Raw genomic sequence first — 13,828 nt, 5'->3', positions numbered from 1 at the left:
TCACAAGCCAGAACAATGCGGTTTGGCCAGCCGTCACACGGTGTTCACACACCGCGCGGCCTGCTGTGAAGCCGGTCACGACAAGAGGGTGATGGGCGTCTCGTGACCAGCGGGTAGGTATTCCTGCAGGTCAGCCGGGCACACCACCGTGGAGCTGACTCTCCTGGCCCGCCCAGCTGCCGATGATGTCCACGGCATCGGCGACGCGCCGGGCTCGGTGATCCGGCTCTCCGAGACCGGTGGCGAACCGGTCCAGCAGCAGGGTGGTGCCGCCGAGGGCGGCCACCGGGGCGAGGTCGTTGCGCCAGATGTCCCCCACCGAGAGCACCTGGTCAGCAGCGATCGGCCTCTCAGGACTCTCCACCGCGCAGGCGAGACGCAGCGCCTCGGGCATACCGAAGGGCTTACGGGCGTCGTTGATCACCGCATCGAAGGCCTCAGTGAGGCCCAGTGCTCGGAGCCAGGGGGCGAAGGCTCCGGCCGGAGAATTGGTCACCAGCACGACGAGGGCGGTGCGGCGCACCTGCTCCAGGAGCTCGGCGAGTCCGTCCGGAGCATGGACATCGGTGGACTCCAGCCCACGGGCGAGGAGGTCCTCGCGCCCACCGAGGAACGCCTGCCCCGCCTCGACGTCACTGAGCCCCGCCTGCCGGGCGAGCAGCTGGACCAGCTGGTAGCCGTCCTGCACGGGCCAGGAGACGGGGTGAGCGCTGTGCGCCGTCCCGTCGGCGGCGAGCCGGTGGCCGGGCTCCTGCTCCACGCCGAGCGGGACACCGTACTCGTCGTAGGCGATCTCCTCGACGAGCAGGTCGTCCGCGGCGAAGGCGCGGGCGACGGCGTCGCGGATCAGTGGCTGCTGACCACGCTCGGTGAGTATGGCGTCCACCCGGGCGGCATAGGCCAGCACCGGATCATCGCCGAGGCAGACGGTGCCGTCGAAGTCGAGGAGCAGCAGTCGGGTGCGGGGCGCGGAACCGGGGGTCGTCACGCGCTCCAGCCTAGCCCGCGGCGGATGCGGGCACGCCGGACGCCGTGCCCGAGAGCGGACCGGGGCCGAGAGGAAGGTCGCTGTGCAGGCAGAAGCGGGTGAGCGCCGCGACGTGGGCATCCACCGAGTCCAGCGCGGGGACCGGGGCCGAGGCCGGCGGGACGAGGATCCCGATCTCGGTGCAGCCCAGGACGACGGCGTCGGCGCCGCGCTCACGAAGGTCACCCATGGCGGCGGCGAACTCCACCCGAGTGGAGTCGGTGAAGGTGCCCAGGGTGAGTTCGGAGAAGATGCGACGGTGCAGGAGGGCGCAGGTGTCGGGGTCCGGGACGAGGACGTCGATGCCGTGCGCCTCGAGCCGGGCCCGATAGAAGGTGTCGAGCATGGTGGGTGCGGTGCCGAGGACCCCTAGAGTGGTGGCGCCCTGCCGGTGAGCCTGGTCGGCGATCGCGTCGCCGATGTGCAGCAGCGGGACCTCCACGGCGGCCTCCACCGCGGGGGCGACCTTGTGCATCAGGTTCGTGGCGATGGCGAGGGCCTCGGCGCCGCCGGCCACCAGACGTCGGGCGGAGTCCGCGAGCGCCTCCCCGGCGGCAGGCCAGTCCTCTGCGATCTGGAAGGCGCGGATCTCGGCGAAGTCCGCCGAGTCGATGAGCAGCGGGGCGCTGGAGTGCCCGCCCTTCGCGTGCGCGACGGCGGTGTTGATCCGGCGGTAGTACTGCTCGGTGGAGTGCCAGCTCATCCCGCCGAGCAGCCCGATCCTGTGCATGATGTGTGTCCTCTCTGGGGATGAGATACGTCGGAGTCTGCGCTGCGGACCCTGCGACCGCAGGTTCGCCCTTTGCCCCTCCCGGACCATCATGGAATCTATGATCTGCGACCGGTAGACCCAGCTTCGATGCCCCCTGTCATAATCTGTGCTTATGGATGCTGCAGAGGTGAATCCTCCCCGGAACGCGGACGACGACGGCCTGCTCGCCCTCGACCCGCCCCGCCGGGGTGAGGAGGAGAAGCTGGATCTCCGCAAGCTCCTGCTCTTCGAACGTGCCGTGGCCGCCGGAAGCCTCAGCGCCGCAGCCCACGAGCTCGGCTGGTCACAGCCCGCGGTCTCCCAGCAGCTCTCCGCCCTGGAACGCTCGCTCGGCACCCGGCTGCTCACCCGCACCACCCGCGGCGTGGTCCCCACCCCAGCTGGGCGCATCATGCTCGGCCGCGCCGAGGCCATCCGCACCCAGGCCCGCGCCGCGCTGGAGGACCTGCGCTCGGCGGCGAGCACCACGGACCAGACCCTGCGCATCGCGGCCTTCCCCTCCCTGGTCGGCGGAGCGCTGGCCCAGTCGCTGGAGCAGCTCGCCTCCAGCGGCGGAGGCGGCTTCGAGGTCCTCGAACATGAGCCTCCCGAGGCCCTGGACCTGCTGCGCCGGGGCCGGGTCGACGTCGCCCTGATCTTCCGCCACGAGAACGGCGAACCGATCCCCTCCGGGCATCGCGCGGTCACCCTCGGAAGGGACCGACACCGGCTCATCCTCCCTCGCCGCTGGGGGCTGGACCACGACATCCTCGAACTCGCCGACGCCGCCGACCTGCCGTGGGTGGCCGGCTGCCAGCGATGCACCCAACACCTGACGCAGGTCTGCAGCGAGGCCGGCTTCACTCCGCGCATCCGTCACGTCACCGACGATCCCCAGGCCATCCAGGCGCTCGTCGCCCACGGGCTCGGCGTGGCACTCATCCCTCGCCTCGCGCTGCGCACCCCTGGGGCGGCCGGCTATGCCGACCGGATCGACGTCGTCGAGCTCCCGCACCTGGCCCCGCGCGAGATCACCGCCGTCCACCCGGAGAGTTGGACCGGCACCGCACGCCTGGACGAACTCATCGCCGCCCTGCGCCGCCGGATCTGAGCCGCCCGGCACCGCCGGCGTCAGACCCTCGGCACGCGCGAAGGCCCGCCACTCTCCGAGTGACGGGCCTTCATGCAGACCCGGAAGGTCCGGGGACGCTCAGCGGATCAGGAGATGGTCCGGCCGGCCGAGCCGAGGCGCTGGGAGGCCTCCACGATGCGGGCGGCCATGGACTCCTCGGCCTTGGCGCCCCAGACGCGCGGGTCATAGGTCTTCTTGTTCCCGACCTCGCCGTCGACCTTCAGGACGCCGTCGTAGTTGGAGAGCATGTGACCGGCCACCGGACGGGTGAAGGCGTACTGGGTGTCCGTGTCGATGTTCATCTTGATCACGCCGTAGGAGACGGCGTCGGAGATCTCCTGCTCGGTGGAGCCGGAGCCGCCGTGGAAGACCAGATCGAACGGGTTCTCCTTGCCGTACTTCTTCGAGGTCTGCTCCTGGATGTCCTTCAGGATCTCCGGGCGCAGCTTCACGTTGCCGGGCTTGTAGACCCCGTGCACGTTTCCGAAGGTCAGCGCCGTGATGTAGCGGCCCTTCTCGCCCAGGCCCAGGGCCTCGACCGTGGCGGTGGCGTCCTCGATGGTGGAGTAGAGCTTCTCGTTGATCTCGTTCTCCACACCGTCCTCCTCGCCGCCGACGGCGCCGATCTCGACCTCGAGGATCTGCTTGGCAGCGGCGGAGCGGGGCAGGAGCTCAGCGGCGATGCGCAGGTTCTCCTCCAAGGTCTCCGCGGAGCCGTCCCACATGTGGGAGTTGAAGATCGGGTCGCGCCCGGCCTTCACCTCAGCCTCGGAGGCCTCCAGCAGCGGCAGGACGAAGCCGTCCAGCTTGTCCTTGGGGCAGTGGTCGGTGTGCAGGGCGATGTTCACCCCGTAGTTCTTCGCCACCTGCTTCGCGAAGGCCGCGAAGCCCAGCGAACCGGCGACCATGTCCTTGATGCTGGCGCCAGACCAGTAGGCGGCACCACCGGTGGAGACCTGGATGATGCCGTCGGACTCCGCCTCGGCGAAGCCGCGGATCGCCGCGTTCAGGGTCTGCGAGCTGGTCACGTTGACCGCGGGGAACGCGTAGCCGCCAGCCTTGGCGGCGTCGATCATCTCGTTGTACTTGTCCGGGGTTGCGATGGCCACAGGCGAACTCCTTCGAGTCGGGTGTCGGGAGAGGTCTCGCGGTCCATCCTAGCCGCGCGTCGGGCCCCGACGAGGCGGCGGTCACCCCTGTTCCTCTCGGTTTATCGCTTTACCCGCACCGGAAACCCCTGTGCCCGCTGCCAGGAGAGTGACTCCATGAGACCTTCTCTCGGCGCCCGCAGAGGCGGACTGGATAGAGTGAGATCCATGACACACCACTCTCCGGGACACGATTCATCCGCCGTGGAATTCACCGCGCCGATGACCAGGGGAGAGGCTGTGGCCCAGCGTCTGCGCCAGGAGATCCTCTCCGGCGAACTCCCACCGGGGACGCCGATGCGCGACGCCGAGCTGGCCGCACGGCTGGGTGTGAGCATCACACCGGTGCGCGAATCGGTGGCCACGTTGATGGCCGAAGGTCTCATCGAGGCGCTGCCCAACAAGCGTCGCCGCGTGGCCGTGCTGACCCAGCGGCAGGCCGAAGAGCTCAGCGACCTCCTGGGTTTGCTCCTGCTCGGGGCCCTGGAACGACTTCCCCTGAGCTCGCCCGAGCAGTCCCCGGTCAGCGAGGTCTCCGCGGCGGCACGCCATATGGCCCGGGCCTGCCGCTCGGTCACGCGTGACGCGGCTGAACCCGCCTACCGCGCGTTCGCCACCACGCTGATCCGCGCCACAGGCCACACCGAACTGATCAGGATTGCCATCCCCACGCTGCGACGCACCCTGAGCATGTTCCGGCAGTATCCGGTGGAACCGCTGCTGCCCACCTGGGCGGAGGCGCTGGACGACGTCGTCCACCACCTGGACGCCATGGACGCCGCCGAGAGCCGGGCCGCGGCCGAGGAGGCCCGCAGCGCCGCAGCGACACGCTTCTCCCGACTCCTGGCCGACCTCCTGGACATCATCCGCACCGGCGAAGGCACTCCAGAGGGGCCCCACGCCGGCCGGGCCCAGCCCGCCGGCTGACACCGGGCACCCTGAGCCGGAGAGCTCTGACCCGCCGGTCAGAACGTGGCGACCAGCCCGACGAAGGTCGCCGTGCCCGCACCGACGCTCACCAGCGTGTTCCGCCCGCACCCCAGATGCACTCCCACGGTGACCGCCCCGGCCACCAGCGCATGCGGCAGGTGCTCCCACGACTCCCCCGCTGACTTCTGCAGCGTCACTCCGGCGAGGATCACCATCACCCCGGCGGGCATCCACCACCCCAGGGACCGCAGGAACACCGACTCACGCAGCGGGGCCAGCAGAGCGAAGGGCAGAGCGCGCAGCGTGAAGGTGACCGCAAAGACCACCCCCACGGCCATGAGGATGTAGCCGACCTCAGGCATGGAGGGCCTCCCTCTCACGAGATGCCCGGGCGGCGGAGCCGCGGCCGAGACTCCGTCTCACCAGGTGACGCACCACCAGCCCGCCGAGGAGACCGACCATCCCCAGCAGCAGGCCATGCTCCGGAACCAGGACCAGGGCCCCGGTGAAGCTCAGCCCACCCAGCAGCAGCGAGGGGACGTCACCCCGCGTGCGGCAGCTGTCCAGCGTCAGCGTGATGAACAGGGCGCAGAGTGCGAACTCCAGCCCCTGGACCGGATGCGGCATGAGCTGGGCCACGGCGACGCCGGCCAGCCCACCCCCGATCCAGTAGGAGTGGACAGCGATCTGCAGGGCCAGGAGGCTTCGCCCTGACCAGCGCCCCGGGTCCGAGGCCGTGACCGCATAGGCCTCGTCGACCAGGGCATGCATGGAGTAGGCCTTCCCCAGCGGCGAACGCACGGCCCGCAGCGGGAAGCTCACCGCATAGAAGGCGTGGCGGAAGTTCACGAGCAGAGTGGTCAGCGCGATGGTGGCCAGCGGGGTCACCGAGGCGATCATCCCGACCAGCAGCAGCTCCAGGGACCCGGTGAAGACCACCGCGGAGAGCAGCGGCGCCACCCACCAGGGCAGCCCGGACTGGACCACGAGCATGCCCAGGGCCACCCCGATGGGGAAGAGACCCAACCCGGCGGCGAGCGAGGCGCGCAAGCCCTGGGCGACCTCCCGGCGTCGTGCATTCGAGTGAGCCTGGCGCAGGCTCGAGCACTGTTGATTCTCCATGCCCCGATGATTTCAGGAATGCCCCAGAATATGGTGGCGAATACGCCAGGTTGACCCCTCCGACGTGCAACACTTGAGGTATGGACTCTCTGGACCACGCAATCATCGCAGAGCTCGAGGACAACGGGAGGATCTCGAACGTCGAGCTCGCCGAGAAGATCGGCCTCACCCCGGGGCCCTGCCTGCGACGGGTACAGCGGCTGGAGCACGACGGCGTCATCCTCGGCTACCGGGCCGAGATCAACCCCGCCGCCGTCGGCCGGAACTTCGAGGTGCTGCTGGATGTGGACCTCGAGGGCTTCCGGCGGCCCGTGGTGCTCGAGTTCGAGGAGACCATGGAGTCCTTCGACGAGGTCCTGGAGCTGCACAGGCTCTTCGGATCACCGGACTACCACGTGCGCATCGCCGTGGAGGGGCTCGAGGCGTACGAGCGCTTCCTCACCGAGAAGGTCATGGCTATCCCCGGCATCGCGAACGTCAACTCCCGCTTCCCGATGAAGATCCTGAAATCCCTGCGCACCGGAGGCTGACCCCGGCCCCGGCCTGAGCAGCGGGTGATGGTCTCGGCGCGTGAGAGTCTCAGCGGGTGATGGTCTCGGAGGCGGCCATCCGCCAGTTGACCGTCCCTGCCCCCAGCACCACCGCGGCTGCGAGCATCGGCGCCACGAGCGCGACCCCGGTTCCCAGGTGCTCGCCGACCTGACCGACCAGCGCCGAGGACGCCGACTGACCGACCACGATGCCGGTGGTCGCCACGGTCATCGCCGTGGCGGCTCGTCCGCGGGGGCTGCGCGCCGAGACCAGGCTGAACACCGTCACCAGAGTGGGGCCCAGGCCGATGCCGATCAGCCCCAGCACCGCGAGCATGCCGCCGAGACCGGTGACGAAGGGCAGCATGAGGGTGCCGGCCAGCATCAGCCCGGCGAAGACCAGCCAGCGCGCCCGCAGCGAGAACCGCTCCGGGAAGAGCCCCGACCCCAGCGCGAACGCGGCCGAACCGATGCCCATGACCCCGTAGACCAGTCCGGCGCTCTCGCCCTGGCCGGCGTCGGACATGAAGGAGGTCAACGAGGTCAGCACCGCACCGAAGAACAGTCCGATGCCCAGCGCCCCGACGAGCACGGTCAGCAGCGAGCCGCGGAACAGGTCACGCACCGGGGCGGCGAGCGCGCGCTCGCCCTGGACCGGACGCACCGCCTGCACGCTGCGATGCAGGGCGAAGGAGGTCACGAAGACCAGAGTCAGCAGCGCCGCTCCCACCACAGGAGCGGCGGGGTTGATCATCGCGGCGAGGATGCCCACGATCATCGGACCGAAGACGAAGGTCACCTCGTCCGCCGCCGACTCATAGGCCATGGTGCGGCTCAGGGTCCGGTTCTGCCGGGCGATCGGAAGTCGCCGCAGAATGATCCCGACCAGTCTGGTACGAGACATCGGCGGGATCTGCGGGGTGGTCGCGCCGATGAGCAGCGCGGAGATCAGCACGGCATAGTCCGGCAGCGGGGAATAGGCGACCCAGGCCATCACCAGCAGCGTGACCGTGCTGGCCAGCCCGGCGCAGAGGATCACGACCCGCTGCCCCCACCGGTCCGCGGCAGCGCCGACGAGCGGGGCGCACAGCACCGCACCCAGCCCCACCATGGCGGAGGTCAGCCCGCCCAGCCCCAGCGAGCCACGGGCGGAGACCACCAGTGTCAGCACCCCGACGACGATCATCGCGTAGGGGAAGCGCGCGATGAGCGCCACGGGGAAGTACGACGGGCCGGCCGCACGGAACAGGCTGGGGCCGTCATCGTGGAGCCCTGGGCGGGGCCCGTCCTGGCGGTCGGATTCGAGAGTTGTCATCATCACGCACCTCCTGCAGCGCACTCACTGATGCAGTGCCGCCTTGGCGCGCTGCTCGACGAGCGCCACCAGGTAGATACACAACTTGACGGAAATTGCCGGACCGGACGGTGTGAGGCCGTCCAGGCCAGCAGGACAGTCTACACGGTACGACGGCGGGCCGGAGAGTCGGGGTACATGCCCGAGAGAAGCGCGCCCGCGGCGTCGCGTGGCTTCCCGATCCAGGGAAAATGGTGGCCGGAGAGCATCGGACTGGAGTTGACCTCAAGCACGCGAGGGGCGTCCCCTTCGCCGTCGCGGGGCAGCAGCATGTCGAGCCCCACCAGTCGGAGGCCCGGGATCGCCCGCACGACCTTCTCCGCCATGTCGACCTCCTCTGCAGTCAGGTCATCAGTGGCGTCCATGGCGTCACCCCCACTGTGGATGTTCGAGTTGCGGCGGATCCAGACTCGCTGGCCCTCCGCAGGGACCATGCTCTCCGTGAACCCCTGCTCAGCCATCACCGACCGGCTGATGTCATCCAGCGGAACGTCCCAATGCACCGGGTTCTCCAACACCGCACGGGCGATGTTCTTGTGCGCCACGAGGTCGGCCACCGTGTGTTCCCCGTCACCGTCGACATGAGCCGGGATGCGTCGCGTGGCGGCCACCACCTTGCCATGCACCAGGAGCACACGGTGCTCCACGCCGGGCACGAACTCCTCCACCAGTACGCCCTCCGCAGCTGCGCCGACGGCGCTGAACGCCTCGCGGAAGGCGGCGCGGTCACGAAGGTCCAGGTGGACCTGCTCGCCTTCGCCTCCGTCGCTGGGCTTGATGACCACCGGCAGGCGGGGCTCGGCCCATTGCCAGGCCAGCTCAACATCCCTGGCTGAGAACACGGCGTTGTGCGGCGCCGGGACATCGTAGGTGCGGAGCAGACGGCTCGCGACGTCCTTGTGCAACGTGCAGCGGCGGGCCAGCGAGTTGTTGATGTTGGACCGGGCGGCGTCGAACCAGATGCGCCGGCCCTTCCACCGCATGGTCAGTCTGCTCTTCTCATCCGGCGCGATCTCAATGTCCCGGGCGAGAGCCTCCTGGGCGATGAGTGCATTGGTCAGACCGTGGGCGATGCCCAGAGACTTCAGGTGCTTACGAGTGGATGTGAGGTCCATGTGCTTCTTCCGGTCCGGCGTTCACAGGGCAGCCCCACGGGTGGAGTGACGCGGGCTCTTTGCCGACTCTACTGTCCCTGGTCCGCAGGGATGTGTTGCTCAGGAGGCGGAGGAGGAGACCTGCACCTGGACCGGCACCGGGTTGCGGAAGATGTCCATCACCGGGCAGTGCTCGTCCACAGTCCGCTGCAGCTCCACATAGCGTTCTGAGCTCTCCGGGCCGGTGAGCGAGACCTTCAGCCGGACCTCGGAGAACCCAGGCCGGACCTCGTCGGCTCCTCCGAGGAGACCTCGGACGTCGAGGTCACCCTCGGCCTCGATGCTGATGTCCTCCAGCTCGATCCCCAACTGCTGGGCGTAGAGCCGGTAGATCACGACCTGGCAGGAGATGAGCCCGGCCAGGGCGGCCTCCACCGGGCTGGTGCCGGCATCGTCGCCGGCGAGCGCGGCCGGCTCGTCGAGGACGAACTCATGCCGCCCGGAGGTGATCCGGGTGGCGACCGATCCGATGCCCTCCCCACGGGCGCGGAACACCAGCCCCGCGTGTGCCGGGTCCTGGTCGATGCGGCTGCTCCAGTCGCGTCCGGCCTTCTCCAGGCGCTGGGCGCGATCCTGGGCCTCCTGCTGCGTGTCGGTGTCGATGCTGGCGTACTGAGTCATGCGCTGGCCTCTCGATCTGCCTCGCGCCGCATCCGCCGCGGCGCTCTCCTGACGCCGGCCGGGGACCCGGCGGCGTCGAATCGTCCCCTGGGGGCACCCCGGTGCAGAGTGAGGGTTGCCGCCCCGCCGGCCAGGTCCGTGATGGCGGGTGCTCGTGATTCCTTCTCGAGCATCTCTGCCGCCGCGCCCCGGTGCAACGGTGATGTCACAGGGCGTCATCGGCCGCGGCTTCCGATGCATCGATTGGGCGATGTGATCGCTTTTGGACGCCGATTCGGGCCTCAGAAGCGTGCAAATCGCCCAATCGATGAAGTGGACGGGCTGGGGCACCTGGCGGCGGGCGGCGGAAGTCGTCAGGTCCCCACGTAGGCGGCCAGGTGCTGCCCGGTCAGCGTGGCCCCGGCCCCGCGAGCCGACTCCACCAGCTCCGCGGGCGTCCCCTCGAAGACCACCCGGCCGCCGTCGTGACCGGCCCCGGGGCCCAGATCGATGATCCAGTCCGCGTGGGCCATCACCGCCTGATGATGCTCGATCACGATCACCGTGCGGCCGGCGTCCACCAGCCGGTCCAGCAGCCGCAGCAGCTGCTCCACGTCGGCCAGGTGCAGGCCGGTGGTGGGCTCGTCCAGGATGAAGGTGCCGCCGTCGTCGCCAATGTGGACCGCGAGCTTGAGTCGCTGCCGCTCTCCTCCGGAGAGTGAGTTCAGCGGCTGCCCCACGGTCAGGTACCCCAGCCCGACGTCGGAGAGTCGCTGCAGGATCTTCCCCGCCGCGGGGATCCGGGACTCTCCCGCAGAGAAGAACTCCAGGGCCTCGTCCACGGAGAGGTGCAGCACTTCGCTGATGTTCTTCCCGCCCAGAGTGAAGTCCAGCACCGCGGCCTGGAACCGGCGGCCCTCGCACTCCTCGCAGGGCGTCTCCACCGTCTCCATCACGCCCAGCTCAGTGAAGACCACCCCGGCACCCTTGCAGGTGGGGCAGGCACCCTCGGAGTTCGCGCTGAACAGCGCGGGCTTGACCCCGTTGGCCTTCGCGAAGGCCTTCCGGATGGGGTCCAGCAGCCCTGTGTAGGTGGCCGGGTTGGAGCGTCGCGACCCCTTGATCCCGGCCTGGTCCACCACCACGACGCCGTCCAGCCCGGCGACGTTGCCGTGGATCAGCGAGGTCTTCCCCGACCCGGCCACCCCGGTGACCACGGTGAGCACGCCGGTGGGGATGTCGACATCGACCCCGGTGAGGTTGTTCTGCGTCGCCCCGCGGACCTCGATGACGCCGTCACGCGTCCGCCCGGCCTCCTTGAGGCGGGCGCGGTCGTCGAAGTGGTTCCCGGTCAGGGTCCCGGCGGTGCGCAGCCCGGCGAGATCGCCGGCGTAGACCACCTCCCCGCCCCCGGAACCGGCCAGCGGGCCGAGGTCGATGATGTGGTCCGCCACCGCGATCGTCTCGGGCTTGTGCTCCACCACCAGGACCGTGTTTCCCTTGTCCCGCAGGCGCAGCAGCAGGTCGTTCATTCGAGCGATGTCGTGCGGGTGCAGCCCGATGGTGGGCTCGTCGAAGACGTAGGTGACATCGGTCAGCGCCGATCCCAAGTGTCGGATCATCTTGGTGCGTTGGGCCTCACCCCCGGAGAGCGTGCCGGCGGGCCGATCCAGGCTCAGATAGCCCAGCCCGATCTCCACGAAGGAGTCCAGGGTCTCCCCCAGGGTGGTCAGCAGCGGACCGACGGAGGGCTCCTCGAGCCCGCGGACCCAGGCGGCGAGGTCGGAGATCTGCATGGCGCAGGCCTCGGCGATGCTGATCCCGGCGATCTTCGAGGAGCGGGCCGCAGCAGTGAGCCGGGTGCCCTCGCACTCGGGGCAGGGGGTGAAGGTGACCACCCGGTCCACGAAGCGGCGGATGTGGGGCTGCATCGCCTCACGGTCCTTGGACAGCATCGACTTCCGGATCTTGGGGATCAGCCCCTCATAGGTGAGGTTGATCCCCTCGACCTTGATCTTGATCGGCTCCTGGTGGAGCAGGATCTCCTGCTCCTCCGCAGTGTATTCACGGATCGGCTTGTCGAGATCGAGCCCGCTGCCGCGGAAGAGCCGTCCCTGCCAGCCGTCCATGCTGAACCCCGGGACCGTGAGCGCACCCTCGGAGAGTGACTTCGTGTCGTCATAGAGAGCGGTGAGGTCGAAGTCGCTGACCGTGCCCCTCCCCTCGCACGTCGGACACATCCCGCCGGTGATGGTGAAGTCCCGGCGCTCCTTGACCTTCTTGCCGTCCTTCTCGAAAGTCACCGCCCCGGCGCCGCTGATCGAGGCCACGTTGAAGGAGAAGGCCTGTGGCGAGCCGATGTGCGGCTCCCCGAGTCGGCTGAACAGGATCCGCAGCATCGTGTTCGCGTCGGTGGCGGTGCCGACGGTGGACCGCGGATTCGCCCCCATGCGCTCCTGGTCCACGATGATCGCCGTGGTCAGCCCGGCGAGGTGGTCGACGTCCGGGCGCCCCTGGCTGGGCATGAAGCCCTGCAGGAACGCACTGTAGGTCTCGTTGATCATCCTGCGGGACTCGGCGGCGATCGTGCCGAAGACCAGCGAACTCTTCCCGGAGCCGGAGACCCCGGTGAAGACGGTCAGCCGTCGTTTGGGGATCTCCACGCTGATGTCCCGCAGGTTGTTCTCCCGGGCGCCGGTGACGCGGATGAGGTCATGGGCGTCGGCGGGCGGGAGGCCGACGTCGTCGTCGATGCCGGCTGGGCGGGCGGCATCGCCGGCGCGGGAGGGCTGATCGGTGGAGGTCGACGTCGTCATGGGGTCTCCTGGGCAGTGGGGCACGAGCGAGCGAGGCGGAGTCGCCTCACAGCGCCCGCGAGGCAGGTGCCATGGAGTCTAGTGCGGGCCGGTGACGTCTCCGCCAGATCCGGGGGCCCGCCCCAGCGCAGTGTTGAGCCGGGCGGCCTGCCGCATCAGGTGGTTCCGCTCCGGCAGGCTCGCCGCCCTCTCCGCGGCCTCGGCGTACAGCCGGGCGGCACTCACCCGATCCCCGGCACGCTCATGCAGGTGGGCAGCGGCGGCGGCATGGCGGGGAAGGGCGGCGTCCAGCTCCCCGAGCGCCTCCAGCCCGGCCCAAGGATCGGCGGCCTCCCCCAGGGCGACCGCCCGATTGAGCCGGGCGATCGGGCTGTCCGTCAGCCGGACCAGTTCGTCGTACCACTCGACAATCTGGACCCAGTCCGTCTCCTCCACACTCTGCGCGTCGGCGTGGAGCGCCGCGATCGCGGCCTGCGCCTGGAACTCGCCGAGCCGGTCCGCTGCGAGCGCCGCCTGCAGGATCGCCACCCCATGGGCGATCATCTCGGTGTCCCACAGGGACCGGTCCTGGTCGCGCAGCGGCACCAGAGCGCCGTCGGCGGTGGTGCGCGCCGGGCGTCGGGCGTGGTGGAGCAGCATCAGGGCCAGCAGCCCGTCGGCCTCCTCCGACTCGACGACGGCGGCGAGCTGCCGGGCCAGCCGGATGGCCTCGGCCGCGAGGTCGACGTCGCCGGAGTACCCCTCGTTGAAGACCAAGTACAGCACCCGCAGCACGTGGGTGACGTCTCCGGGCTGGTCGAATCGGACACCGGCGAGGGTGCGCTTGGCGCGGCTGATGCGCTGGGCCATCGTCGCCTCCGGCACCAGGTAGGCCGCGGCGATCTGCCGGGTGGTGAGTCCGCCGACGGCACGCAGCGTCAGGGCCACCGCCGAGGCTGGGGACAAGGCGGGGTGCGCGCACAGGAAGTACAGCTGGAGGGTGTCGTCACCGGCGCCCGCGCCGTCCACGGCCTGCTCCTCGCCGGCACGCCCTTCCCGGCGACGTCGCGCCTCCTCGGACCGGACGGCGTCCACGAAGCGACGCCATGCCGCCGTGATGAGCCACCCGGCCGGGTCCCGGGGCGGGTCCTGGGCCCACACCCGGAGGGCCTCCACCAGGGCGTCCTGCACGGCGTCCTCGGCCGCCGCGAAGTCCGCCCCACGGCGGACGAGGACACCGATGACCTGAGGGATCAGGCGCCGCAGCTGGTCCTCGTCCACCGGG

Annotated in this window: 13 protein-coding genes and 1 riboswitch; of the genes, 3 read left to right on the top strand and 10 right to left on the bottom strand. The window is 69.8% G+C overall.

Annotation, left to right across the window (positions count from 1 at the left end; translation table 11 throughout):
* Nucleotides 1-130 precede the first annotated feature (130 nt).
* Nucleotides 131-988 carry an HAD family hydrolase gene (locus HNR09_RS09015; protein ID WP_179541725.1) on the bottom strand — a complete coding sequence of 286 codons (858 nt, stop codon included), beginning with the start codon at nucleotides 986-988 and terminating at the stop codon, nucleotides 131-133.
* Nucleotides 989-998: 10 nt separating this feature from the next.
* Nucleotides 999-1,757 (bottom strand): aspartate/glutamate racemase family protein, encoded by a 759-nt coding sequence (locus HNR09_RS09010; protein ID WP_179541724.1) that lies wholly within the window; start codon nucleotides 1,755-1,757, stop codon nucleotides 999-1,001.
* A gap of 154 nt (nucleotides 1,758-1,911) precedes the next feature.
* Here HNR09_RS09010 and HNR09_RS09005 point away from each other — a divergent pair, with 154 nt between their 5' ends.
* Entirely contained in the window at nucleotides 1,912-2,889 is a 978-nt protein-coding gene (locus tag HNR09_RS09005; protein ID WP_179541723.1) for a LysR family transcriptional regulator, read from the top strand.
* Between the two features lie 107 nt (nucleotides 2,890-2,996).
* Here the strand turns inward: HNR09_RS09005 and fbaA are convergent, their stop codons facing one another.
* Complete coding sequence (fbaA, locus tag HNR09_RS09000) at nucleotides 2,997-4,019, bottom strand: class II fructose-bisphosphate aldolase (protein WP_179541722.1); 1,023 nt, start codon at nucleotides 4,017-4,019, stop codon at nucleotides 2,997-2,999.
* A 207-nt stretch (nucleotides 4,020-4,226) separates the two neighbouring features.
* On the opposite strand from fbaA, the gene HNR09_RS08995 reads away from it, so the two are divergent.
* A complete protein-coding gene (locus HNR09_RS08995) occupies nucleotides 4,227-4,985 on the top strand; it encodes a GntR family transcriptional regulator (RefSeq protein WP_179541721.1) in 759 nt (252 codons plus the stop codon).
* A gap of 38 nt (nucleotides 4,986-5,023) precedes the next feature.
* Here the strand turns inward: HNR09_RS08995 and HNR09_RS08990 are convergent, their stop codons facing one another.
* Complete coding sequence (locus tag HNR09_RS08990) at nucleotides 5,024-5,350, bottom strand: branched-chain amino acid transporter permease (protein ID WP_179541720.1); 327 nt, start codon at nucleotides 5,348-5,350, stop codon at nucleotides 5,024-5,026.
* Nucleotides 5,343-6,110 (bottom strand): AzlC family ABC transporter permease, encoded by a 768-nt coding sequence (locus HNR09_RS08985; protein ID WP_179541719.1) that lies wholly within the window; start codon nucleotides 6,108-6,110, stop codon nucleotides 5,343-5,345. The genes HNR09_RS08990 and HNR09_RS08985 overlap by 8 nt, the downstream gene beginning before the upstream one ends.
* 80 nt (nucleotides 6,111-6,190) lie before the next feature.
* On the opposite strand from HNR09_RS08985, the gene HNR09_RS08980 reads away from it, so the two are divergent.
* Nucleotides 6,191-6,640, top strand: a complete 450-nt coding sequence (locus tag HNR09_RS08980) for an Lrp/AsnC family transcriptional regulator (RefSeq protein WP_179541718.1) — start codon at nucleotides 6,191-6,193, stop codon at nucleotides 6,638-6,640.
* A 49-nt stretch (nucleotides 6,641-6,689) separates the two neighbouring features.
* On the opposite strand, the gene HNR09_RS08975 is transcribed toward HNR09_RS08980, so the two are convergent.
* The 5 genes from HNR09_RS08975 to HNR09_RS08955 all read right to left on the bottom strand — a co-directional run bounded on the left by HNR09_RS08975 (nucleotide 6,690) and on the right by HNR09_RS08955 (nucleotide 13,824).
* A complete protein-coding gene (locus HNR09_RS08975; RefSeq protein WP_343047503.1) occupies nucleotides 6,690-7,958 on the bottom strand; it encodes an MFS transporter in 1,269 nt (422 codons plus the stop codon).
* 137 nt (nucleotides 7,959-8,095) lie between these two features.
* On the bottom strand, nucleotides 8,096-9,109 hold the full coding sequence (locus tag HNR09_RS08970) for an ATP-grasp domain-containing protein (RefSeq protein ID WP_179541717.1): 1,014 nt from the start codon (nucleotides 9,107-9,109) through the stop codon (nucleotides 8,096-8,098).
* Nucleotides 9,110-9,208: 99 nt separating this feature from the next.
* Nucleotides 9,209-9,769: an OsmC family protein gene (locus HNR09_RS08965; protein WP_179541716.1), complete on the bottom strand. Its 561-nt coding sequence runs from the start codon at nucleotides 9,767-9,769 to the stop codon at nucleotides 9,209-9,211.
* 40 nt (nucleotides 9,770-9,809) lie between these two features.
* Nucleotides 9,810-9,929: riboswitch (SAM riboswitch) on the bottom strand.
* A gap of 193 nt (nucleotides 9,930-10,122) precedes the next feature.
* Nucleotides 10,123-12,564 (bottom strand): excinuclease ABC subunit UvrA, encoded by a 2,442-nt coding sequence (locus tag HNR09_RS08960; protein WP_179541715.1) that lies wholly within the window; start codon nucleotides 12,562-12,564, stop codon nucleotides 10,123-10,125.
* Nucleotides 12,565-12,642: 78 nt separating this feature from the next.
* Nucleotides 12,643-13,824 carry a DUF6596 domain-containing protein gene (locus HNR09_RS08955; RefSeq protein WP_179541714.1) on the bottom strand — a complete coding sequence of 394 codons (1,182 nt, stop codon included), beginning with the start codon at nucleotides 13,822-13,824 and terminating at the stop codon, nucleotides 12,643-12,645.
* Nucleotides 13,825-13,828: the final 4 nt, after the last annotated feature.

The organism is Nesterenkonia xinjiangensis (assembly GCF_013410745.1).
Classification (GTDB): Bacteria; Actinomycetota; Actinomycetes; order Actinomycetales; family Micrococcaceae; genus Nesterenkonia; species Nesterenkonia xinjiangensis.
This window is presented reverse-complemented; position numbering and strand designations above follow the sequence as displayed.

Excerpts from the sequence above, each read along its gene's own strand:
- HNR09_RS09010 (WP_179541724.1), bottom strand. The coding sequence starts at position 1,757 with ATGCACAGGATCGGGCTGCTCGGCGGGATGAGCTGGCACTCCACCGAG.
- HNR09_RS09005 (WP_179541723.1), top strand. The coding sequence starts at position 1,912 with ATGGATGCTGCAGAGGTGAATCCTCCCCGGAACGCGGACGACGACGGC.
- HNR09_RS08995 (WP_179541721.1), top strand. The coding sequence starts at position 4,227 with ATGACACACCACTCTCCGGGACACGATTCATCCGCCGTGGAATTCACC.
- HNR09_RS08990 (WP_179541720.1), bottom strand. The coding sequence starts at position 5,350 with ATGCCTGAGGTCGGCTACATCCTCATGGCCGTGGGGGTGGTCTTTGCG.
- HNR09_RS08985 (WP_179541719.1), bottom strand. The coding sequence starts at position 6,110 with ATGGAGAATCAACAGTGCTCGAGCCTGCGCCAGGCTCACTCGAATGCA.
- HNR09_RS08980 (WP_179541718.1), top strand. The coding sequence starts at position 6,191 with ATGGACTCTCTGGACCACGCAATCATCGCAGAGCTCGAGGACAACGGG.
- HNR09_RS08975 (WP_343047503.1), bottom strand. The coding sequence starts at position 7,958 with ATGATGACAACTCTCGAATCCGACCGCCAGGACGGGCCCCGCCCAGGG.
- HNR09_RS08970 (WP_179541717.1), bottom strand. The coding sequence starts at position 9,109 with ATGGACCTCACATCCACTCGTAAGCACCTGAAGTCTCTGGGCATCGCC.
- HNR09_RS08965 (WP_179541716.1), bottom strand. The coding sequence starts at position 9,769 with ATGACTCAGTACGCCAGCATCGACACCGACACGCAGCAGGAGGCCCAG.
- HNR09_RS08960 (WP_179541715.1), bottom strand. The coding sequence starts at position 12,564 with ATGACGACGTCGACCTCCACCGATCAGCCCTCCCGCGCCGGCGATGCC.